The sequence below is a fragment of the Algoriphagus algorifonticola genome (genome assembly GCF_007655305.1).
GTDB lineage: Bacteria > Bacteroidota > Bacteroidia > Cytophagales > Cyclobacteriaceae > Algoriphagus > Algoriphagus algorifonticola.
The window spans coordinates 42,834-66,616 of sequence record NZ_VLOG01000039.1 but is presented as its reverse complement, the minus strand read 5'-3'; the positions used below and the strand labels follow the sequence as shown (position 1 = coordinate 66,616).

Annotated in this window: 17 protein-coding genes; 13 read left to right on the top strand and 4 right to left on the bottom strand. The window is 39.9% G+C overall.

What is annotated here, in order from left to right; all coding sequences use genetic code 11:
* The first annotated feature begins 62 nt into the window (after window positions 1–62).
* From FL972_RS08645 to FL972_RS08635, 3 genes are all read left to right on the top strand, one after another.
* Window positions 63–965 (top strand): mechanosensitive ion channel family protein, encoded by a 903-nt coding sequence (locus FL972_RS08645; RefSeq protein ID WP_091654217.1) that lies wholly within the window; start codon window positions 63–65, stop codon window positions 963–965.
* A 50-nt stretch (window positions 966–1,015) separates the two neighbouring features.
* Window positions 1,016–1,939 carry a hypothetical protein gene (locus FL972_RS08640; RefSeq protein WP_144604822.1) on the top strand — a complete coding sequence of 308 codons (924 nt, stop codon included), beginning with the start codon at window positions 1,016–1,018 and terminating at the stop codon, window positions 1,937–1,939.
* An 82-nt stretch (window positions 1,940–2,021) separates the two neighbouring features.
* Window positions 2,022–3,683, top strand: a complete 1,662-nt coding sequence (locus FL972_RS08635) for a Na/Pi cotransporter family protein (RefSeq protein ID WP_144604820.1) — start codon at window positions 2,022–2,024, stop codon at window positions 3,681–3,683.
* Here FL972_RS08635 and FL972_RS08630 read toward each other — a convergent pair.
* Together FL972_RS08630 and FL972_RS08625 are read right to left on the bottom strand one after the other, a co-directional pair.
* Window positions 3,673–4,497, bottom strand: coding sequence for a universal stress protein (locus tag FL972_RS08630; protein WP_144604818.1), 825 nt, complete (start codon window positions 4,495–4,497; stop codon window positions 3,673–3,675). The genes FL972_RS08635 and FL972_RS08630 overlap by 11 nt on opposite strands.
* 102 nt (window positions 4,498–4,599) lie before the next feature.
* Window positions 4,600–5,061 (bottom strand): GNAT family N-acetyltransferase, encoded by a 462-nt coding sequence (locus tag FL972_RS08625; protein ID WP_144604816.1) that lies wholly within the window; start codon window positions 5,059–5,061, stop codon window positions 4,600–4,602.
* A gap of 70 nt (window positions 5,062–5,131) precedes the next feature.
* Between FL972_RS08625 and FL972_RS08620 the strand changes: the two genes are divergently transcribed.
* Together FL972_RS08620 and FL972_RS08615 are read left to right on the top strand one after the other, a co-directional pair.
* On the top strand, window positions 5,132–5,638 hold the full coding sequence (locus FL972_RS08620) for a RidA family protein (protein WP_144604814.1): 507 nt from the start codon (window positions 5,132–5,134) through the stop codon (window positions 5,636–5,638).
* 26 nt (window positions 5,639–5,664) lie between these two features.
* Window positions 5,665–6,162: a hypothetical protein gene (locus FL972_RS08615; protein ID WP_222116016.1), complete on the top strand. Its 498-nt coding sequence runs from the start codon at window positions 5,665–5,667 to the stop codon at window positions 6,160–6,162.
* 242 nt (window positions 6,163–6,404) lie between these two features.
* On the opposite strand, the gene FL972_RS08610 is transcribed toward FL972_RS08615, so the two are convergent.
* Both FL972_RS08610 and FL972_RS08605 read right to left on the bottom strand, forming a co-directional pair.
* Complete coding sequence (locus FL972_RS08610; protein ID WP_144604810.1) at window positions 6,405–9,269, bottom strand: PD-(D/E)XK nuclease family protein; 2,865 nt, start codon at window positions 9,267–9,269, stop codon at window positions 6,405–6,407.
* Entirely contained in the window at window positions 9,262–12,459 is a 3,198-nt protein-coding gene (locus FL972_RS08605; RefSeq protein ID WP_144604808.1) for a UvrD-helicase domain-containing protein, read from the bottom strand. The genes FL972_RS08610 and FL972_RS08605 overlap by 8 nt, the downstream gene beginning before the upstream one ends.
* A gap of 169 nt (window positions 12,460–12,628) precedes the next feature.
* Between FL972_RS08605 and FL972_RS08600 the strand changes: the two genes are divergently transcribed.
* From FL972_RS08600 to FL972_RS08565, 8 genes are all read left to right on the top strand, one after another.
* Window positions 12,629–14,788 carry an alpha-glucuronidase family glycosyl hydrolase gene (locus tag FL972_RS08600; RefSeq protein ID WP_144604806.1) on the top strand — a complete coding sequence of 720 codons (2,160 nt, stop codon included), beginning with the start codon at window positions 12,629–12,631 and terminating at the stop codon, window positions 14,786–14,788.
* Between the two features lies 1 nt (window position 14,789).
* Window positions 14,790–15,281: a VOC family protein gene (locus FL972_RS08595; RefSeq protein ID WP_144604804.1), complete on the top strand. Its 492-nt coding sequence runs from the start codon at window positions 14,790–14,792 to the stop codon at window positions 15,279–15,281.
* A complete protein-coding gene (locus tag FL972_RS08590) occupies window positions 15,278–15,835 on the top strand; it encodes a GNAT family N-acetyltransferase (RefSeq protein ID WP_144604802.1) in 558 nt (185 codons plus the stop codon). The genes FL972_RS08595 and FL972_RS08590 overlap by 4 nt, the downstream gene beginning before the upstream one ends.
* Before the next feature lie 147 nt (window positions 15,836–15,982).
* Window positions 15,983–16,591, top strand: a complete 609-nt coding sequence (locus FL972_RS08585) for a hypothetical protein (RefSeq protein WP_144604800.1) — start codon at window positions 15,983–15,985, stop codon at window positions 16,589–16,591.
* 361 nt (window positions 16,592–16,952) lie between these two features.
* Window positions 16,953–18,839 carry a tetratricopeptide repeat-containing sensor histidine kinase gene (locus FL972_RS08580; protein WP_144604798.1) on the top strand — a complete coding sequence of 629 codons (1,887 nt, stop codon included), beginning with the start codon at window positions 16,953–16,955 and terminating at the stop codon, window positions 18,837–18,839.
* A 14-nt stretch (window positions 18,840–18,853) separates the two neighbouring features.
* Complete coding sequence (locus FL972_RS08575) at window positions 18,854–19,666, top strand: creatininase family protein (RefSeq protein ID WP_144604796.1); 813 nt, start codon at window positions 18,854–18,856, stop codon at window positions 19,664–19,666.
* 13 nt (window positions 19,667–19,679) lie between these two features.
* Window positions 19,680–20,240: a pentapeptide repeat-containing protein gene (locus FL972_RS08570; RefSeq protein ID WP_144604794.1), complete on the top strand. Its 561-nt coding sequence runs from the start codon at window positions 19,680–19,682 to the stop codon at window positions 20,238–20,240.
* A 468-nt stretch (window positions 20,241–20,708) separates the two neighbouring features.
* A complete protein-coding gene (locus FL972_RS08565) occupies window positions 20,709–23,678 on the top strand; it encodes a DNA polymerase III subunit alpha (RefSeq protein WP_144604792.1) in 2,970 nt (989 codons plus the stop codon).
* The last annotated feature ends 105 nt before the right edge of the window (window positions 23,679–23,783 follow it).

Here is a 23,783-nt window from a genome sequence, read left to right as displayed (position 1 = left end):
TTAGATTGGGTATTCAATTCTGATGATTAATCGACGAATTTCGAAAAATACAGCGATTTTCTATGCAAAGTGAAGCAAATAATACAAAAGCAGCTCCTGTCTCTAATTTTATAGATTGGCTGGAGGAAATTTTAAATGTTAGTTTGGTTAATTTGGGGGAATCTAAACTAACAATAGGCCTACTTCTTACGCTGATTTTTTCATTTATCGCACTTTTTGTGATTTCAGAATGGATTCGAAGACTCTTAGTCAATAAAATATTAAAGCGCTACGATATCACCACTGGAACCAGGCAATCTATTGGAACCATGGTCAAATATATCCTGATTTTAGCAGGTATATTTTCAATTTTGCAAACGAACGGAATTGACCTCAGCGCATTTGGAGTCCTTGCAGGTGCTATAGGTGTTGGTATTGGTTTTGGTTTGCAAAATGTGACCAACAACTTTATCAGTGGTTTGATTATTCTATTCGAGCAACCCATCAAAGTTGGGGATAGAATCGAAGTTGGTGACGTAACGGGAGACGTAATTAAAATTTCTGCTCGCTCCACCATGATCGTCACCAATGATAATATCACTATCATTGTCCCAAACAGCCAGTTCATTGATAGTCAGGTAATTAATTGGTCTCATTCAGACAGGATGGTAAGGTTTAATTTTCCTGTGGGTGTTTCTTACAAAGAAAACCCACAAAGAGTAAAAGAGATTTTATTAGATGTAGCCAAGAAAAATCCCGGAGTACTAAATACCCCTGAAACCGATGTGCTCTTTTCGGATTATGGCGATAACTCCATTAATTTTACTTTAAGGGTTTGGACTTCAGAATATATCAACAGACCCAATGTGCTCAAAAGCCAACTTTATTATGAAGTATTTAAAAGGTTTGGTGAAGAAGGAATTGAAATTCCATTCCCTCAAAGAGACTTACATCTAAAATCAGGATTTGAAAATTTAAAAAATTAGGCTATTTTTCGATAAATTACCTGTGGAGTAGGCTTACAACTGGCCTAAAGATGAGAAAGTTACTTCTAATATTATTTTTATTTATCAGCTTTGAGTCTATCTCCCAAAGCTTCTATCGCTATCGTTTTGAGGAGCCATGGTCCTTTTCTGCCAGTATCGGACCTACTCAATATTTTGGAGAATTGTATTCTTTTTGGAAATATAATGAGGGAGTTCAGCCAGATTGGAATGCTAATATTGCATTCCATTATACAATAGGAACTCATTTACGGGCAAGAGGAGATTTTTCATATTATAAAATGTCGGGTCAAGATCCTCCTTCGGATCCAAGAGCCTTCAGAACTCCCAGAAATCTTCATTTCCGAGCTAAGAATTGGGAAGTAACAGGAATTATCGAATACTATTGGGATCCTGTGAAAGTTCCAAATATTCATAGACCACTTTGGAACCCTTACATATTTGTAGGGATAGGAATGTCTACCAATAACCCAGAAGCCCAACTTGATGGAGAATGGGTAGATCTGAGACCTCTTCAATTAGAAAACAATCCTTATGAAAGGTATATTGTAGTTTTTCCTATGGGATTGGGATTCAAGTACAAACTTAATGTCTACATGGATTTGACATTTGAAGGGAATTACAGATTCACTTTGACTGATTACATGGATGATATTTCGGCCTATAATGTCAGTGAGTTTTACCTAGACTTAGTTGATGATTATGTAACGGGAAGAAATCCCGATAGATTGAGGCTGGCTATTAGAAACCCAGGTTTTTTGGATGACAATGGTATGCCGGATGTAGATAAAATCCTTCGCAATGGAGGAAGAATCCGCAGAGGCTCAGGCCTTACTCATCGCTTTGACGGTTATATGACTGTCAATGTTGGGCTGGAAATTCATTTCTCTAGAGATATCTTTAAAAACTGGATATTCAGAAATAGAGTATACGAAAAGGCTTTCCGATTCTGGTAAACCTGCTTTTTATCATTTTTCATTCTTCATATTTCCATTAATTTCCGTAAATGATTTCCTCTAAACGAGGTGATATCTTTCTATGGAAAATCTAAACTATTGGGAATTTATAGCAGGATTGGGGATTTTCCTTTTAGGAATGCACCAAATGGAAAGTGGGCTCAAAGAGCTTGCTGGTAAATCCTTTAGGGCCCTACTCCAAAAATTTACCAACAAAAGCTGGAAAGGCATTCTTACAGGGACCTTTATTACTTCAATTTTGCAGAGTAGCTCTTTGGTTACTTTGATGGTTTTAGCATTTTTAGGAGCAGGTCTCATCAGCCTTCAAAATTCCATTGGAGTAATACTAGGGGCCAATCTGGGCACTACAGTTACCGCATGGATTGTTGCCACTTTAGGATTTAAAATCAGCATTTCCTCTTTTTCACTCCCTTTTATAGGAATAGGAGCCTTATTCTTTCAATTCTTTGGCAAAAGAATTTACCTTAAAAATTTTGGTCTCCTCCTATTAGGTTTTGGGTTTTTATTTTTTGGGATTGATTTAATGAAAACCTCCATTGAATTGTTGGCTCAAAAAATGGAGTTGAGTCATTTTGCAGAAGTGAGACTGATATTCTTTTTAGGGCTGGGAATTATTCTCACTGCTTTGATTCAATCCAGCTCAGCTACACTGGTGATTTTACTCAGTGCATTAAATTCGGATGTAATCACTATAGATCAAGCGGCAGCTTCAACAGTGGGAGCCAATATTGGAACAACCATCACTGTTATTCTGGGAGCAATTGGTGGAACTCCCGATAAAAAAAGGTTGGCTTCAGTCCATTTCATATTTAATTTCTGTACTGGGATACTGATTTTTCCATTTATCCCCTATTTCATCGCCGTCTTAGAAAACAGTAGAATAGGAGGAGATCATTTGATCTTATTGGTTGTATTCAACACGTTGATGAACCTTGCGGGGATTATCATTTTCTTTCCTTTTTTGGGTTTTTTGAGATCTTGGATTAATCAACGTTTTAAAACCAAAAAAATCAGCTTAACCTCATTTATTCACAATGTGGACACTTCTGTTCCGGAAGCAGCCATTAAAGCTGTAGAGAAAGAGCTAGACTCGGTTTTCGATCGTACCAAATTCTTTATCAAGGAGACTCTGGGAATCGAGGCAAAAACAGGAGAACATGAAAGTATTTGGCAAAAAGTATTGGGCCGCTCATTTGAATTAATCCATGTCTACAACGAAATCAAAGAAATCGAAGACGAGATTACAGAGTATCATATAAAGATTCAAAGCGAACCAATCTCTGAAGTTGAGGCAAGACATCTAAGTTCGCTCATGGAATCACTTAGGTCCATGGTTTATTCAGCTAAAGCTATAAAGGGCATCACCCAAAACATTAAAGAGTTAGATTCAGCTGAAAGAAACCTACCGAAAAAATTCCTGCTTAGAATCCAGGATCATGCAAAAGTGTCATTTGAGCAAATAGAACAACTGAGGCTGGAAGAAAAAGAAAACAGAGAAGTACCTCAATGGCTACAGCAACTTCAATATCAAGATCAAATTTTTATGGAAGACTTATACAAAGAAGCAAAAAGCCATCAGACAGATATTCCATTTTCTACCTTAAGCAATGTTGGAAATGAATATTGTAGAAGTCTTTACAGTTTGGGTGTTGCCGTCTTCCATTGGCAACACCCAAAAACTGAATCATTTAATCTAGATCAACCAAAACAGGCTACTGCTTGATACTCAAAACGCCCAAATTGCCTTTAAATAAGACCGTTTCTGTAGTTCCTACTTGATAAGAAAGGCTTTTCTCATGGTGGCCTGTTTCAATTGCTATCCATTTGATACCATTTTCAGAAGTGAAGTTGATAATTCCATTTTCCACTTCTTTTGCATTGTGAATATGCTGATGGAATACGATTTCCTCATTTCCTTTTTGAAACATATCCATTCCTTTTTTTACTTCCTCGGAAGAAGTAAAGTGATCGGGAGTATTTACATAAAGCAAATGAACACTACACTTGAATGCTTTAAGGAGGGTTTTAATGATTGAAAAGCTTTCTCTTGATTTAAGATGGAAATTGGAACAAAAAGCAATTTTCCTTAGATCATTTCCATCCAAGGCTTCCTTCACAGCCAAAACAGGACAAGGAGAATTTCTCAATACTTTTTGCAAGGTTGAGCCTATAAATTTCCCCTCTGAGTAACCTTTCCCATAAGCTCCCATTACCAGAAGCTCCACATTTTCCTCTTTAATACTCCTTAATATCATTTCCCAAGGAACACCCACTTTTACTTGATAATCAATCTGGGATTTTGCTGGAGCTATTTCACGAACGTATTCAGGCAAAACTAATTCAGCTTCTTGCTTTTGTTCAGTTAGCTCGGAGTATTTCTTCTTCGCTTCTTCAGAAAGTTTTTCAAAGTCTACTTCAGAAGGAATGACCGTAATCACTAAAATATTGGCATTGGTTTTCGCACTTATTTTCTGGGCAGTCTTGAGGGCTGCAAGAGAATAAGAGGAAAAATCAAATGGAACAGCTATAGTTTTCATGACTTCTAGATTTATGATGTATCCACAAGTTCACGAAAAGCCTGGCCAAATCCTTTGAAAAAGGTCAATAAAAAACCTGATAAAAATCAGTAAATCAAATCATTAAAGCTCCTTTTCCATCATTAAGTCACATCTGCAATATTTTCCGTCCATTACAGGAACTTCCACGAAACCTAAATCTTGATAGATTTTCAGTGCAGCCTGAAGCTTGGTATGCGTGTATAAAACTACTTTCCCAGCCCCCATTTCTTTGGCTTTTTCCAAAATTGCAATGCAAAGCTTCTTCCCAATTCCCAAACCCTGAGCATTCTTGGAAACGCCCATTTTGATCAATTCATAGGTTTGCTCATCAATTTTGGAAAGACCAACAGTACCTACGATTTCCTTTCCTTTTTTGGCGAAAATAATGGCACCTCCTTTTTCCAAAATCGTTTTTTCCGGCTGTTCCAACTGTTCTTTATCAAATGGCTCTATAGAAAACAACTCTTCTACCCAAGCCTTATTGATGATTTCAAAATGAGTGCGAAGTGAATTTTCGAAAGGAATGATTTGAATGGCTTCCACAATTACAGATAGGTTAAATAGGTAGTTATAAATTATTCTGCTAGATTAGGTTTGTTCAATCAAAAATCCAATGAAAAAATTACTTACCCTCTTTTTCATCCTCTTTTGCATCTCAAATTTGAGCTATGCACAAAGCCCAGAAGAAAAATTAAGAGAATTGGGAATAGAACTTCCCGAGATTAGTGCTCCCATGGCCAATTATGTAAAGTGGAAGCGGGTGGGCAATCTGATTTTTTTGGCTGGGAATGGACCGGATATTTATGGAAAAGTAGGAGCAAATTTGAGTCCTGAGGAAGGCTATCAGGCAGCCAGAGAAACCGGGATTGAAATCATCGCAGTACTCAAGGCAGCAACTGGAGGAGACTTAAGTAAAATCAAGCAGTTTGTAAAGGTGCTGGGTATGGTGAATTCGGCACCAGACTTTACCGGACATCCTGCCGTTATTAATGGTTTTTCTGATCTGATGGTCGAAGTCTTCGGAGAAAAAGGAAAACATGCCCGTTCGGCAGTAGGTGTAGCAGCTCTACCGAATGACATTGCCGTTGAAATCGAGGTGATTGTGGAAGTAGAAGATTGATGATCAAGGCTATTTTTTCAATTCTTATGCCTTTGGCCCTTCTTTTCGCGCCACAGGAAAAGACCTTTTTGGCAGAATATATTTATGTCGATGGATTGGCATTTCGGCAACAGGGACTGAAGGGGATTTTTGAAAAGTACGGGCCAACACAAAGTACAGACACCTATTACGAATGCAGCTTTCACTCCAATCAGGAAAAGGGCAAAAGCTATTATCAACTGATCTATGATCAAATCACTTGGATAGGGAATACTGAGGAAGGTTACATCCCGAATTTGATTGTTTTCGACCCGGAAGGTAAAATGAAATGGACTTATTTTCAGGAGATTGAATTCAGTGGAAAAAGCTCCCTTCAAGAAGTTGAGCTTTTTATGAAAAAAAAAGCAGCTCCCATTCAAATCCACGGAAGAGATGATGAGCTATTATCTAGTATCATGGGCCGATTTACTGATGCTGATGATGGGTTTTTCTTTCTTTTTAGGGAAGGGAAGTTGATTGAGTTTCAGTATTGGAGTCCTTGTTGAAAACAAACTAACCCCAAAATTGAAACCCAAATTAGAGGTCTGAACAGCATCCAACTCCATTTTGAAAATGGACGTTGGTGGATAGATAGCTGGACTTGTGAAATGGAATCGGAAAACAACAATCTGGTATCCGACTTTTTAAAAGAGGAATAAATCCATTTCAATAATCTACATACTCAAACTTTAATATGATACTTGGTACATAGTACTTTGTACATCGTACTTCATACTCTTCACCATCTTCACCTCCCACAAATCTCCTTATAGGGACAATATTCACATTTTTTCAAAACCTCTGTTTGATCAAAGGGGATTTCTGGATTGTATAATTCCTCGAGCAGTTCTTTTAATTTGGTTTGAAAATCCGGATCGTAGTCTTTGTAATCCAGGACTTCTATTCCGGTTTTTCGACCTTCCTTTTGGTACAAATAGGGATCAAAATTATCATTGAACACCTCTTTTAAATTGAAAATTGTAGGCTTCAAAGGAGCAGTATTTTCAGGATGGGTTCCTTGATAAATTAATCCATAAAACAGAGTTTGCATGGCCGCTTTGTTCCTTTTTTCCAAGCTCCGATCAAAGAGTGCTTCAAGATTGGGAAAGGTTTTTTGATCTCCACCAGATTTGTAGTCTATCAAGCGGATCACCCCATCAAGTTCATCTACCCGGTCAATGATTCCTCTCAAAGCCACACTACGAGTTCCATTCAAAGTATTGATCTCCATCGTTGTTTGGTACTTTTTTTCTTTTTCTAAAGAGATTAAACGAAAAGGTGCTGTGCTTGCATCATATGCCAAGACCTGATCCACATAGCCCTGTATCACATCACGAGCTATGGCCAATTGACCATTGAGTTTGGTTTCTGCTTCGTCTTCAAGATGATAAAAATCGCGAATGGCTTTTTCAACCGCAGGAAAAATCCAGTTTTTTCGTAATTCAGCGAAATCCCCCTCTTCGATTTGAGTTCGTTTTTTTCGTTGGATAAAACCTGAATACAAGTTCTCCAAACTGTAATGGGCCAAATTCCCGAAGACTCCGGCATCAATCTCCTCGCTCACTTCCTCTTTTTCTTTGATTCCAGCAATGTATTGCAAGTAAAATTTGAGTCTGCAATCCAAATAGACATTTAAAGCAGAAGGAGAAAAGGCAGTTTCCGAGTGTCCATCCGATCCTACTAAATACCGTTCTAAGGCATGAAAAATGGAAGGTAACTTTTCAATTCGGATTGCTTCGGTCGATTTTTGGTCTATGGGAACATAAATGACTTCCTCGGAGAGGTCTTGATTGAGCTCCACCTCCATCTGTTGCAAGTATCGGCTCTTTTCTCCAGCCCTACCCTGATCTGCTGCAGTCGTATAGATCATATGAACCTCTTCTGCGGCATGCAGTAGCCGATAGAAAGTATAGGCATAAATAGCATCATTTTGCTCCTGAACCGGCAGCCCAAATGCCCTTCGGATAGAAAATGGAATCATGGAATTCAGACCGGCCGAAGGTGGAAAACTATCTTCATTCATATTACAAATGATAACCCGACGGAAGTCCAGGTTACGGGATTCCAATACCCCCATGATCTGCAGTCCGCGAAGAGGCTCTCCCTCAAAAGGTAATTTGACTTCCTGAAATACCTGTCGGAACAAGCGGATAAAAAATTCCCGCTCAACCGAAAACTGCTCCTCTTTTTCAAAGGTCTCCCGCAATCGGGTCAATTGCTTGAAACATTGGAAAAGGTAGTTGCGCTGAAGCATATCATCTTTAAGCAATTCAGCCAATTCCTGCATCAAGGTACTCAGGTAAGGAAATAATTGATCAGCTTCCAGCTTTTGAAAAATCAATTCAAAAAGCTTACCTCCCTTTACAAGTTCTAACCTGGAAATATATACCTTGTTCATGGCCTGAATCTCTCCCAACACTCCTTTACAAAAGCCTTCATTAACACTTTTTAAATAAGTAGATGAAAGCAAGTTCTTGATAGGTTGATGGTAGAAGAAAGGCTCCCCATTTTCAATTTTAATAAATCGCTGCATTTCCAAAACAGCCTCTAAAAATGCATAGACGGGAGCATTTTTAACCGGATACCCCATGGTCACATTTACCTGATTGATGCGCTCCGGTAGAGAATGAAGAACCGGAAAGAGTAATTGCTCATCCGGTAAAATCACGACTGTCTCTTCCAGCGCTTCCTGATCCGGAATTTGTTCCAATAATGAACCCACCAAATTTGCCTGATTCACCTTAAGAGGGATGGCATAGGTTTTAATTTCTGAAGTCTTACTTTGAATCAAATCTGGAAGCTCCTTGGGAAAGGTGGGACCCAAAATGACATCCTTCCTGTACTCACGGAAAAATAGTCCAGCTTCTTGATTGCCATCAAGCGTGTAATAAGCATCAATATCCCAATGGATTTCAGCACCAAACTCCTTGATAAAATGCTTGATCAGCAGTTCTTCCGTTTTTGTAAAAGCATTAAATCCCAAAAAGATATACTTTTTTTCAGGCTTTTGGATTTCACTCAGGCTCATGGCCACTTGTCTATACAGCTTACCAGAATAAGCCAATCCCGACACCTCAAGGGAAGATTGAAAGGCACGGTAAAGCGGTTTAAGTACTTGCCAAAATTTCAGAAATTTTTCCTGATGCTTCTTGTCTTGGCTGATAAAGGAATTCCAAAATTGTCGGATCAACTCAATTTGATTTTCAGTCAAAAAACTTAAATCAGACTCCAATTCTTTGATTTCGGCCAAATGGTGATAGAGTTTATCCGGATCGGCCATAAACTGATCCACATCATTGAAGTCCTTCAGAATCATTTCACCCCAAAAGAAAAAGCGATCAAATGACTCAGGATCAGGGTGCAAATCCCCATAAACCCGGTACAATTCAAAAATCAGTGTTAAATCATCTGCCGGCCGTTTTCCTGCAAATCCATAAAACACGTCCTCAATCGTCTTTACTTCAGGCATCCAAGTAGGCTGATCAATCAAGGTCCCCATATGCTGCGTAAAAAACAATCCAGCTCTTCTGTTGGGTAAAACCACAATTACCTCTCTCAAAGATTCTGATTCCTTCAGGATTTTTTTAGCAGTATTTCTTAAAAAATTATGCATGTACTTCTTCGATTTTTCCTGTTTCTAAATAACATAAGTAGCCCTTGCATGGCTTTGCGGTAAGTGACTTCACGAGTTCCATATATTCCTTAACCTGCTTGCTATAGCTGTCCCGTTCTTCTCCTGTTTTAAAATCTACCACCACTGCTTCCCTTTGGTGGAGGAGAATACGGTCAGGTCTTTTTTGTTTTCCTCCTGGCAAAAGAATGCCCTGCTCATTCAATGAATCCTGAGCTGGATCAAACCAAGAAGCAAAAAGTGGATTTTCGAACAATGCCTGAAGCTGAGAGAGGACCTCTTCTTTCTCTTCTGAACTCAACCTCCCTTCAAAATATAGACTTTCTAGCTCCAATTTAGCCTGGGCTAGGGTATTGGATTTTTCTAAAATCTCATGAACAAGCAAGCCAAAATTCCGCTTTTTCCGCTGCTCCATGCCTTCGGCGGAAAAGTCAACTGCATATTGTTTGACCTCCAATAATTCTTGCCATTTCTTATAAGTCCAGCGCAAGGGTGGCGTTTGAAATACCGTTTGATCAGGAATATTGGATTCTGGCCAATCTCCCCATTGAAAGATCTTTGACTCTTGCTCTAAGGTTCCCAGATTTTGAATTCCTCCTTCTAAAATCTGCTGCAAATGGATCTCTAGGTAATTTTGAGAATTAAAAGAACCCTTATAGGGAGAAAGAGACCAAAACACCTCCTCTGCTCGAGTAAGGGCCACGTAGATCATATTCAAGCTATCCAAATAGGCCAATATTGCCTCTTCACCATAGGTTTCAGCGAATAAAGACTGGGCTAGGCTACTCTGCAGCTTCAATGGAATAATTGCCTGAATTCCCGTATCTGAATCTTTAAAAGGAGCCCAAACAATGTTGTCTTTAGTGGTATCAAAAATGGTCCATTTTAAAAATGGCATTAAAACCACTTTGAATTGAAGACCTTTAGATTTATGAATGGTAAGAATTCGCATTGCATCATGTCCTTCAGGGATCTTTACTGTACGCTTCTGCTTGTTGTCTTGCCACCAATCCAAAAAAGCTCCCAGATCTGAGCGATTTTTAGAAATAAAATCGAAGACTGCTTCCCGAAATCCGGAGATATAGGCCTTCTCCAATCCCGTCTCTTGAATTCGAAGTATGCGAATCAACTCTTCGGTCATTTCCAATAAAGAAAGTTGCAACAATACCTGTTCCTGCGCTTTAAATAATTCAATCTCCTTAGCAAAATCTTCATCAATCTGATCCAAGGAAAACAGTTTGTGATCAACTTTCTGATCTAAAAGTACAGCTCGATAATACCACATGGTCTTAAACTGCACCTCATCATCGGGTTGATACAAGTATGAAAGGGCAGCGACCAGGGCTTTGACTGAGGCTGCCTTATGCAAATACATGGATTCATCCGAAAGCACATCGTATCGGTATTGATCGCTAGTAACTTCCAGCATGAGGCAATCAGCAATCTGCTCACCTTCTGACTTGGTTCTAACCAAAAAAGCGATATCCTTCAACTGATAGCCCAAATCCTGGAGTTTCCTGACCTGTTCTGGAATTTTTTCAAGGACCTGTTTATCAAATTTACCATCCTCTTCCAGCTCCTTATTCTCTTCCAAGAATTCCATCCGCACCATACCTTGGAAATTAGATTGCTTTTTTTTCGAGGATACTTTTTGCTTTACATCGGCATAAGCTTTAGACAAAATACTTGGATCATCCACCCCATAAGTGTCAGAAAGCACCCGCTCAAAAGAAGTTGGGAGCGTTTCAAACAATGCATTGTTGAATTCAATGATACGAGGCAAACTCCTATAATTGGTATCCAAATTCTCTGTTTTAATCAAATGAGCACCTATCTCCTCTTCCACTCTTTCAAGAAGGAGTTTCATTTCTCCTCCACGCCAACGATAAATAGACTGCTTAACGTCCCCTACCAAAAGATTACGATGACCAAAAGAAAGGGAGTTTTCGAGTAGAGGCTTGAAACTAGCCCACTGAAAGCCCGAAGTATCCTGAAACTCGTCTATCAAAAAATGTTGGTATTGATTCCCTACTTTTTCATAGATAAATGGGGCGTCATTTTCATAGGTGATTTCTTTCAGGAACTCATTGGCATCCGAAATCAAAAGCATGTTTTCCTCGGATTTGATCAGAGATAAATCATCTAGCAAATTCCTAAAAACTCCATAAACATAAATATTTCTAGAAATAGCGCTGATGGTATTCCATTGGAAAAGCAAAGGTTCAAATTGCCTTAGAATATCATTTAGACCTGATTGAAAAGCACTTTCAATTTCATTGATTTTTTTACTTGATTTAGCATACCATTTTCCAGGATTATCAATGGCCTCAACCATTGTTTTTGTAATATCTGGAACGACCTTGTTTCTATCACCGAGTTGATCAAACTTCTTTGCAAAGGAATTGGAACTACCACTAAAATCCGTCCATGCCAAGCCATGAGCGACCCTTATTTCATTGGCCTGCTGTTTTAAATCTTTACCAATTTTGATAAGACCATCTCTTCGACTCTTGACCAGTTTTTGGAGTTGATCGACATTTTCTTTCTCACTCAAAAAGGATTTGATTTCGCCTGCATGCTGTTTAAAATTCTCCTGAAAAATCTGTTTACCCAAGCCCTGAATATTTCTCCGAATATCCCAGGTTTTCCCATTCTGGATCTGCTCAGTGGCGTAATCAACCAGCCATTTATGTAGGAATTCATCATCCATCACCTGCATGACAACTCGATCTACTACCCTTTCAAGAACTCCATCCTGATCCAATTCTACCTCAAACTTCGCATTGAGATCAATCTCGCGGGCAAATGCACGAACTACTTTTTGAAAAAAGCTATCAATCGTGCTGACTGAAAAATGACTATAATCGTGCAGGATAGCCGTCAGTGTAGCCTTCGCCTTATGCTTCAAACCTTCAGCATCCACTTGCAGAAATTTCATTAATTCCTGATCCATAAACTCCGCCTCATCCACCTGCTGAGACAATCTTGACAGCACATCCAAAATCCGCTCCTTCATCTCCTGAGTGGCCTTATTGGTAAAAGTCACTGCTAATATCTGCTTGAAAGCTGTTGGTGGTTGCCTTAGTGCCAACTTGAGATACTCTAGTGTAAGCGTATAGGTCTTCCCAGATCCTGCTGAAGATTTGTAGATGATAAAAGGTTTGTCTGACATAGCTTGGAAAAAAGTGAGTTTGAAGATAGGAAAGCTTGATGAAATTGAAGGAGTGAAATTTTATTTTTGACAAAAAATGTCGTGCATTCTAAAGGATCCTTACATCCATCAAAAAGCTATAGGAAAAAGTTTGATTTTTCGAGAACTTCAATCGTCAACCAATAAACCTATGAAAAACCTAATTTACGCTTTTCTTTTTTTCTTCTGCATCCAATCCGTTCAGGCCAAGGACGGCTATGAATTGTGGTTGGACTACAGTTCCATCAAGACTCCCACTATTCGATCAGAAGTCGAATCATTATTTAGTGGAATCTACTTTTTTGGAAAAACCCCAACGTACGACGCCATCCAATTAGAGTTGGAAAAAGCTGTTCCAAAAATGATCGGGCAATCTCCTATCTATGCAACTGACCGGATCAATGTGGCTAAAATGTGGCTGGGTACCAGAGAGGAACTTGCTCAGGTCATAGGCTTAGACCAACAAATGGAAATCAAAAATTTAGGAGATGAAGGTTACTGGATGGGTCCAATTGAACTTCAAGGCAAAACCTACTTTAGCATTATTGGAAACAAACCAATCGGTGTCTTGTACGGCGTTTATCGATTACTCCAGGAAATCCAAAGAGAAAAGGTAGACTTTAAGGAAGAACTATCAGATAGTCCCAAAGTAAAAATCAGAATGCTGAATCACTGGGATAATTTGGATCGAACTGTAGAACGTGGCTATGCTGGGTTTTCGATTTGGGATTGGCATAAGCTTCCAGGCTACGTGGATCCTCGGTACATAGATTACGCCCGGGCTAATGCCAGTATCGGAATAAATGCAGTTTCGCTCACTAATGTGAATGCAAATGCCTGGATATTAAGACCAGACTTCATAGAAAAAGTAAAGGTCTTGGCAGATATTTTCCGCCCTTATGGTATTAAAGTCTATTTGACAGCCCGATTTTCTGCCCCTATCGAGCTTGGTGGATTAGAAACAGCTGATCCTTTAAACTCTGAAGTTGCAGCATTTTGGAAGGAAAAAGTAGGGATGATTTATGAAGCCATCCCAGATTTTGGTGGCTTTGTAGTTAAGGCTAATTCAGAAGGACAGCCCGGCCCACATGAATACGGGAGAAATCATGCAGAAGGAGCCAATATGCTTGCAGATGCTCTCGCTCCATATAAAGGGTTGGTCATTTGGAGGGCATTTGTCTACTCTCATGAAATTGATGAGGATCGCCACAAACAGGCAAATTTGGAATTTGAAACTCTGGATGGAAAATTTAAGGAAAATGTGATCATTCAGGTAAAAAATGGGGCAATTGACTTCCAACCTCGGGAGCCATTCCATCCTTTATTTGGAGCCGTAAAAAGTACCAATCTCGGGATGGAATTTCAGATTACCCAAGAATATTTGGGACAGGCTACTCAATTGGTCTATTTGGGTACTTTTTGGGAGGAGGTATTGAAATCTAATACCTATAGACCAAAGTCTTCATCAACAGTGGCTAAAATCATTGATGGAAAAGATTCTGGGCAAAAATTAACCCTGATGGCTGGAGTCTCCAATATTGGAACTGATAGAAATTGGACAGGGCATCTTTTCGGGCAGTCCAACTGGTATGCCTTCGGAAGATTAGCTTGGGATCCCTATTTAAGTTCCGAAAAAATAGCGAAAGAATGGTCAGAATTAACCTTTGGGCCTAAGCTAAATGGAATTGAAAAGATTCAAGGAATTATGATTAGTTCTCATGAGGCCGCCGTGAATTACATGACACCTTTGGGCCTGCATCACATCATGGGAAGAAGTCATCACTATGGACCCGGACCTTGGGTAGAAGGTGGAAGAGCTGATTGGACTTCACTCTATTACCATCGCGCAGGGTCAGATGGGATAGGTTTTAATAGAACTTCCTCAGGGAGTAATGCCTTAAATCAATACGCTCCTGAAATCGCAGAGGTATGGTCTGATCCAAAGAAAATACCTGAAAAATACCTATTGTGGTTTCATCATCTCCCTTGGGATTTTAAGCTGAAATCAGGGAATACCCTATGGACCGAAATAGCTATACATTATTATCGGGGAGTCAAAAGCTCCAGAAGTTTTCTCCAAACTTGGCAATCGTTAGAGAATGTCATTGATGAGGAACGGTTTGATCACGTGAATCAGCTTTTGAAAGTTCAGGTCAAAGAAGCCGAATGGTGGAGAAATGCCTGTCTTCTTTATTTTCAGACATTTGCAGATAGACCTTTTCCTTCTGAAATTGAACAACCTGAAGGAAACTTGGAATATTACAAAAGCCTGAGTTTTCCTTTTGCACCCGGAATCAAGCCTAATTGGTAATATGGATATTTACAAAATTCCCTCTGGAACCAGCATTGGCCATGTTCACTTGAAAGTGAGTGACCTGGAGCGATCGATTGACTTTTATTGTGGGCTCTTGGGTTTTGAATTAATGATGAGATATGGAAAAGATGCAGCTTTTATCTCAGCGGGAGGATATCATCATCACATAGGGTTGAATACCTGGCAAAGTAAGAACTCCCCTCCTGCCCCAAGAAACTCACCCGGTTTGTTTCACACAGCAATTCTTCTTCCTGAAAGAAAGGATCTAGCTATTCTTTTCAAAAGGCTGACAGATCAATCCTACCCACTGACAGGAGCTGCAGATCATGGAGTCTCTGAAGCTTTGTATTTGGATGATCCTGATGAAAATGGCGTAGAGTTATATTGGGATAGACCTAGGAACCTCTGGCCCAAGGATGAATCGGGAGAACTGACCATGTATACTAGAAGACTTGATATTAATTCTTTGCTCAGTGAATTAAATCCATGAAGAAATATATTTTCCAAAGTGAAAGGTTAGGTTTTCGAACTTGGTTTGAATCCGACTTGGAGGCCATTTTTGAAATCGATTCAGACCCCGAGATCATGCATTTTTTCGAAAAACCATTCACTTTGGAAGAAAGCCAAAAGCGCATCAAGAGAATGAATCAAAACTTTCAAACATATGGCTTTTGCTATTTCGCGGTTGACATTTTAGCAAGCGGTGAGTTGGCCGGAACTATAGGTTTGGGGAAAAGAGATTTTGAAGCAAGTTTCACTCCCTGTATTGATATAGGTTGGAGATTGGGAAAAAAGCATTGGAACCAAGGTTTGGCATCCGAAGGAGCCCTCGCCTGCATAGGTTATGCCTCACAGTTAGGCTTAGAAGAAATATATTCTTACGCCACTTCAGCAAATCATGCCTCCTTACAAGTGATGCGTAAAATCGGAATGAAATTTATAGAGGAATTTGAGCATCCTGAACTTTTAAATCATCCCAGATTACAGCCTTTCAGCCTTTTTAAAATTTCTTTGGATAGTTCAATCGGTGGAGATTTAGTCTAACCTTAAATTAGAATAATCCATTCAATTTACTTATATTCAGTCACTTAATTTTATTTATTAACCTTGAAACCTCCCATTGAGGGATGCTCTCGGTCTCCGTCAAGGAGTTTTTATCTATTCTTTACTTCCCAACAAAACCTAACACTTATGAAATCTTTAAAAGGAAATTATTCCTTAATACCCTCCCTATGCTTATTGCTGATTTTTCTAATAAGCTCTTGTATTCCAAATGACATAGAAACTGTGTATCCGATGAATGATCCTCAACTTGAATATTTGGAAGATAGTCCATTTCCCAACCCGCTGGAAAATCTTCGGATGGATCCTATGACACTTAGTATGTTAGCAAACTTAAGAGCTGCTACAGCTAAATATCAAAAATTTGATGTTGCTATAGATGATGGCTATATCCAAGGTTCAGATTGCGTTGCTTCTCCAGATGGAGGAATGGGGTATCATTTTGTCAATTTTCCTGAAGTTGATGGAGAATTTGACCCCACCCAACCTGAAGCTTTGCTTTATGAAGAACAATCCAATGGAAGGATGAGACTTGTTGGAGTGGAGTTTGTAATTGTAGCAGACTTATGGGATTTAGAAAATGAAGATGTCCCATATTTCGGAAATCAAGAATTTGAAGAAGTTCAGCCTCCCTTACCTCTTCCTTTCAGAAACTATCAACTTCATGTCTGGGTTTGGAAAAATAATCCGGAAGGAATATTCGTGAAGTGGAATCCTACTGTTAAATGTTTGGACTAATTTGATGAAAAAAGCAGGCTTTAATTCATTGCCTGCTTTTTTTAAACAAAAATGCCGCCCCTTTCGGAGCGACATTTTACCCAACTCAACTATTCAAAAAATTATGCTTTTCAATGGACATCTATTCAATAGTCCGATCAGTAGGTTTTGATTAACTATTTAATTATTTACCAGATTTAAATTTTTTACATATAAACTATCTTAAAACAGATACGAGAATGGAAGGCAGTTTGGATTTAGCTTAAAAAAAATTCAAGTTTGAAGCCCCTATTAAAAACAGAATTCTTCTTCAATTCAATTTTTAATTTCCAAAGCTTGATTTAAATTCAATCATTCATTAAGCCTTTGTTTTAATCAAGTCATGATACCCTATTTTAGATTTGTATCAATTTTATTTTTTTCACTCAGCACCTTCTTATGCCTAGCTCAGGATAAAAAAGAAATTGACTCTTTGCTTACCCAAGGTGAAAAATACTTATATGTAGACTGGGACAGTGCAAAGATGTTTCTTGAGGAAGCCGAAAAATTGGCCATGGAATCTCAGGATGAGAAAGACTTAGGAAGAGTGGTCAATATGCTAGGTTCTCTGCATTATGTCAGGGGAAATTATGCAGAGTCCATGCGAAATTTTTCTAAAGCAAATGATATTTTCAACAGAAACCCCGACAAAAAAGAATTGGCCTATGCTTTAAATGGACGCGGACTTATCTACCTGAGTCAGCATAATTATGCCAGGGCCATTGAAATCTGGGAACGATGTATTCGACTAAACAGAGAATTAGTGGATGATTATGGGCTAGGCAAGAGCTATTTCAATAAAAGCATTGCGGAGATGGAGCTAAAGCAATACCAAAAGGCAAATGAATCCCTGACCACTGCATTGAACCTATTGGAAAAATTCAAAGAAAAACCATTGTACGCAATGGCTTTAAACCGCTTTGCCAAGATAAATTTTGAACTAAATGACCTAACTCAGGCAGAAGAGTTTTATACCAGAGTCTTGAGTATCAAACCAGAAGTTACTACTTGGGAGAAAACATTTGCCAATACCGGATTGGCGGAAATCTACCTGGTTCGAGAAAACCCCAGTAAAGCATTGCAATATGGACTTATTGCTGAGCAGCTTGCTGAAAAAGCCAAAGCATTTTGGGATAAGGAAAGGGCTACCAAAGTAATTGCAAAAGCTTATGAAAATCTTGGAGACTATGCTAATGCTTTGAGATACACTAAACTCAATAAAGCCTATTCAGATAGCCTCTACAGTGAAAATAAAAACTCCGAAATCAGTTACCTTCAATTACAGCTTACAGCTGCCGACAATTTGAGTTTGCTAAAAGAAAAAGAAATTGCTGAGCAAGAAGCAGTTTTCAACAGCAAACTGACCATCACTTTGATTATTGCTCTAATAGTGACAGTAATTGGTTTTTTATTGTATGCCAAGCTTTTGAAACAAAAAGATGAGATCAATTTCCAGTTAGAAGCCAAACAATCGGAAATAGAAAACCAAAACCAAAAACTGGAAGCCATCAATGAGGAGAAAAATAAACTCTTTTCAATCCTTTCCCATGATTTGAAATCCCCAATAAATTCTGTAAAGCAACTTTTGGAAATTGAAGAGAAAGGTTTCTTGAGCGAATCAGAATCTCAAAAAGTAAGAAAAATGCTGATTCGACAAGTAACTGAAACAGAGCAAATGCTCAACGAGCTTCTCCGATGGTCTCATGCTCAATTAGATGGAATATTAACTAATAGGGTGGAAACTCAGCTTTCTCCAATGCTTAGAGATCAAATTGCACATTTGGAATATCAAACAAGCAGTAAGAACATTCAAATTGCTTATTCAGACTTAGAAAGCGCTGAAAAAGTACTGGTTGACCCTCATCAAATCAGTATCATTTTTCAAAACTGTCTTCACAATGCCATCAAGTTTTCAAAACCAAACAGTCAAATTCATATCTGGCTGTCAGATGAAGAGGAAACTTATCAAAAACTCCACATAAAGGACTTCGGAATAGGAATTGATGCTGAAAAATTAGAGGAAATTAAATCCCGACTGGTACGCGTTAAATCAACCGACGGAACCCAAAATGAAAAAGGAACAGGTTTGGGCTTGCAGCTTGTAAAACAATTTATGGATAAAAATCAAGGAATTTTCGAGATCAAAAGTGAGGTAGGAAAAGGTACCGAAATCATTTTGAGTTTTGAAAAAATCAAAAAAAACAAGCAAACAGACAAAATCTCCTACTAAAACAGATGTCACTGATGAAAAGTATTTTAGCCACCCTCCTGACCTTATTTTGCTTAGTAAATCATGCCTATCCGCAAAATCCCAGTACACGGGAAATGGATAGAATTAACTGGATGGAGTTTGCAGAATTTGTCCCAGAAAAAATCAACACTGTCCTCTTACCTACTGGCACTTTAGAACCGCATGGCGTTATCAACAACGGTGCTGATAATACTGCCCCATTTGCTATGGCCAAAGATCTGGCAGGCAAACTGAATGCGCTCATCGCTCCCACCCTCAACTATGGAATCACCGGCTCCATGGCAAATTATCCGGGGGCTTTTCAAATTTCAGAAGAAGCCTATGCCCCTTTTATCCGGGATATTTTGAAAGGGCTGGCCAGAAATGGTTTTAAAAACATCATTATCCTGAATGGTCATGGTGGAGGTCAAACTGCCGTTCTCCAACAGGTTGCCGAAAAAGTTTCCAATGAATTGGGTGTTCGCACTTTAGTGATCAACTGGTGGACCTATGCTTCGGATGTGACCATGGAAGTTTTTAAGGAAGATGGAGGTCATGCAGGTTTGAATGAGACAGCCTATATTCAGGCTATTGATCCTAGTCTAGTTCACAAAGAACGATACAATCCCAATCAGGCTACAGCCTACCCACAAAATAGAGCTTGGTCCGCAGTTCCTTTCCCTTCATCAATCGGACTCTATCAGGAAGGACAGGGCTATCCAAATTTTGACCAAAACCAAGCAGACGAATACTTCCGAAAAGTCAATGACAAAGTGCTGAAATTGATCCAAGACACCATTGCAAAATGGGATTTGGCAGGCATTTAATCCGGTATAAATCATGGCCTACTTTTCCGATCAAAAGTTTATTAACCTGACCCAAATTGAGTTTGAAATTGGTGAGTATGATTCCTGCTGCTTCGAGAACTGCAATTTCTCCAATTTCAATTTTCATGGAAGTTCTTTTGAGAATTGTGTTTTCAAATCCTGCGACTGGAGCAATGCCAAGGTATTTAAAGTAGCCTTTCAGCTTGTCAAATTCGAAAACTGTAAAGTGCTGGGCGTGCATTTCAATACAGCCAACCCATTTTTATTGGAATTCAATTTCCAAAACTGTCAGCTGGATTACAGCAACTTTTTCAATCTCCAACTTAAAAAGTCAGTCTTTCAAAATTGCAAACTGACTGAGGTAGACTTCAGCCAATGCAATCTGACTGAGGTAAACTTTCAAGGCTCTGACTTATCCGGGACAGTATTTGATCAGACTGTCTTGGAGAAAGTTGATTTCCGAAATACCCAAAATCTCCGTCTAGATCCTGAAATCAATAAAATCAAAGGAGCCCGATTTGATTTGTATGGCCTACCCGGATTATTGGAAAAATATGGAATCAAAATAGACTAAATTCAAAGTCTGACTTCCGCAATCATGCCAGTTGCCTTATTTTCTTTGCTTGACTGGTTGGATACTTCGACTTCGCTCAGTACAGGCGATCGGAGACCGAAGACCCAGCCACGGCTGACAGGCGAAGCTTCCGGATTCTGATCCTTTTAGCAGACAATAAGCCGTATTTCTGTCAATACTGGTAAGAAAGCGGATATCCAAATTCAAAATTTACTTTTCTGACATTTTCTTCCAAAACCTATCAAAATACTTGACAGGAAGAGTACTTTTTGTTTACATTATAAACATATAAATGTTAATAATATTGACATTTAGCTTACAGAAATAAGCCTCTAAAAAGTCTCAGTTATGCTGCTTTTCTAGAAACAGCATTAATGCAAATCTAGTCCAGCTTCTGGAGAAGCAGGACAACAGCGGCCAAAACAAAGATTCTCCTACACCCCGTAATTCAAAAATCGTAAATCATCAATGTTTTTAAATTGCCATTCTCATTTCAGCTTCAAATACGGGACGATGTCTGTGGAAGCGCTGATCGCTGAGGCGAAGGGCAAAAAACTTGATGCCCTGGCACTGACCGATATCAATTGTACTGCCGGTATATTCCCTTTTATCCGGGCGGCACAGCAATCAGGCATTCATCCTGTCGTAGGCATCGACTTCCGTAATGGAGTTCAGCAACAGTACATCGGTTTAGCGCGAAATCAGGAAGGCTTTTTTGAACTGAATGAGCATCTATCGGAACATTTGATCCACAAGCGGGAATTCAAACCTAGAGCTCCTGAATTTGAGCATAGCTTTATCATCTATCCCTTTTCTGAAAAAGCTTTTCACCTGCGGGAAAATGAATTCATCGGCGTGCATCCCGGGCAGCTCAACAAGCTCCTCATCTCTCCTTGGTACCGGAAAAAAGAAAAACTGGTACTCCTACAGCCGGCGACCTTCAGTTCCAAACTAGAGTTTAATGCACACCGTCTTTTACGCAGCATGGACTTGAATACCCTGCTCAGCAAACTTTCTCCGGAAGAGCAAGCTGACCCCAGTGATCAGTTCTATTCCTACGCTGACATGATAGCCCGTTGCGAAAATCACAGCTATCTACTCGTCAACGCTCAGAAACTGCTCGAACAATGCCAGTTTTCATTCTACTTCCAAGCCGTCAAAAATCGCCGAGACATTCTGGGATCGGACTGGGAAGACTTTGATTTTCTGCGACAGGAAACTTTCAAAGGCGCTATCCGACGCTACCCGGAACTCGGACCACAGATCAGTCAGCGGATAGAAAAGGAACTGGAACTCATCCAGCAAAAGGGCTTTGTATCCTATTTCCTGATCAATTACGATATTATCACTTTTGCGCAGCAGCGCAACTTCTACCATGTGGGCCGTGGCTCGGGAGCCAATAGCATCGTGGCTTATTGTCTGGGCATCACGGATGTGGATCCTATTGAATTAGACCTGTACTTTGAGCGCTTTATCAATCTCTACCGGGAAAATCCTCCCGACTTTGATATTGATTTCAGCTGGACCGACCGGGATGAAGTCACCGATTATATCTTTCGCAAATACAATCAGGGCAAGCACGAACACGTTGCTCTTTTGGGTTCCTACAGCACTTTTCAGTACAATTCCATGCTGAGAGAATTGGGAAAAGTCTTCGGGCTACCCAAAACTGACATCGAATCCCTGATCCATCATGCAGATAAAGCTGGCTATCAGCCGGACCAATTTGACAGATTGATCATCAAGTATTCCAAAGTCTTGCATGATATGCCTTCGCATCTGACCATTCATGCCTGCGGAATTTTGATTTCCCATAAGCCCATCCACTACTACACCGCCACGGAGATGCCGCCAAAGGGCTTCCCGCTAGCCCATATTGACATGCACATTGCAGAGGACATTGGACTGCACAAGTTTGATATTCTAAGTCAGCGGGGATTAGGACACATCAAATCTGCCTTGGAAATCATTTACCAAAATCAGGGAATTAAAGTGGATATCCGGCAGGTGGAGAAGTTTAAGAAGGATCCGAAAATCAAGGAACACCTAAAAACTGGGCATACCATCGGTGCTTTCTATGTGGAGTCCCCAGCTATGCGCATGCTACTGGCCAAGATGAAAGCGGATACTTACCTGGAACTAGTAGCTGCCAGCTCTATTATCCGCCCGGGAGTAGCCCGCTCGGGAATGATGCGGGAGTATATTCTCCGACACATCAGCGAAGAGCGAAGAAAGCAGGCACACCCGGTCATGTGGGAGATCATGCCGGAGACTTATGGCATCATGGTCTATCAGGAAGATGTGATCAAAGTAGCCCATTACTTTGCCGGGCTGAGTCTCGCCGAAGCGGATGTACTGAGACGGGGCATGAGTGGAAAATCCCGTTCCAAAGATGAATTTCAGCGGGTAAAGGATCAGTTTTTCGCCAATTGCAAAAAACTGGGCAGAGAAGATTCGGTAGCGAAAGAAGTCTGGCATCAGATCGAAAGCTTTGCAGGTTATTCCTTTGCCAAAGGCCATTCGGCCTCTTTTGCCGTGGAAAGCTACCAAAGCCTGTACCTGAAAGCCTATTTCCCGCTGGAGTTTATGGTGGGAGTGATCAATAATTTTGGGGGCTTTTACCATACCGAGTTCTATGTACACGAACTGCGGATGAATGGCGCGGAGATTCAGGCTCCCCATCTCAATGAAAGTGAATACCTAACCCGTATCAATGGCAAGACGGTATTTCTGGGATTTATTCATATGAAATACCTGGAAAAGGCCACCGTAGAAAAACTACTGACTGAACGCAGAAGGAATGGTGCTTTTCTGGGCTTGGCAGACTTTGTGGCAAGGGTAGAAATTGGCTTGGAGCAGCTTCTGATTTTGATCCGGATGACCTGTTTTCGTTTTACAGGAAAAACCAAACAAGAACTCCTATGGGAAGCCCATTTCCTCCAAAATAAGAGGAAGTCGGTCGTGAGCACCCACGAACTCTTCCGATCTCCCACAGCAGAAATCAGTTTCGGAAAAAAGCCTCCTCAAGTACCCGATCTGGACGAAACAGATATCCGGCAGGAAATATTGGATCAGATCGATATTCTGGAATTTCCACTGGACTCACCTTTTCATCTGGTCAAAGACCAAAGCATTCAAGGAATCAAAGCCCGGGAGATGACACAGTACTTAGGCAAACAGGTAACTGTCTTGGGCTATTTGGTAACGGTTAAATATACCCGAACAGTGAAAGGAGAGGTGATGAACTTCGGGACTTTTCTGGATAGGAACGGAGACTGGATAGATACCGTCCACTTCCCTCCTGTGGTCAAAAAATATCCCTTCAAAGGTCGGGCGATTTACAGAATCCAAGGAAAAGTAGTAGAAGAATTCGGCTTTTACTCCATCGAAGTCAACTCGCTGGAACGAATGGCTTACTGGAATGCTGGAGATAATTGAGCATGAACAAAAGCTATTCTGAAGCTTTTTAGTGGATGGTAAGGCTTCGGAGAAAAGAAACCGATTGAGCTCTGAACTGGAAAAACAGGATATCCGAGCACTTTA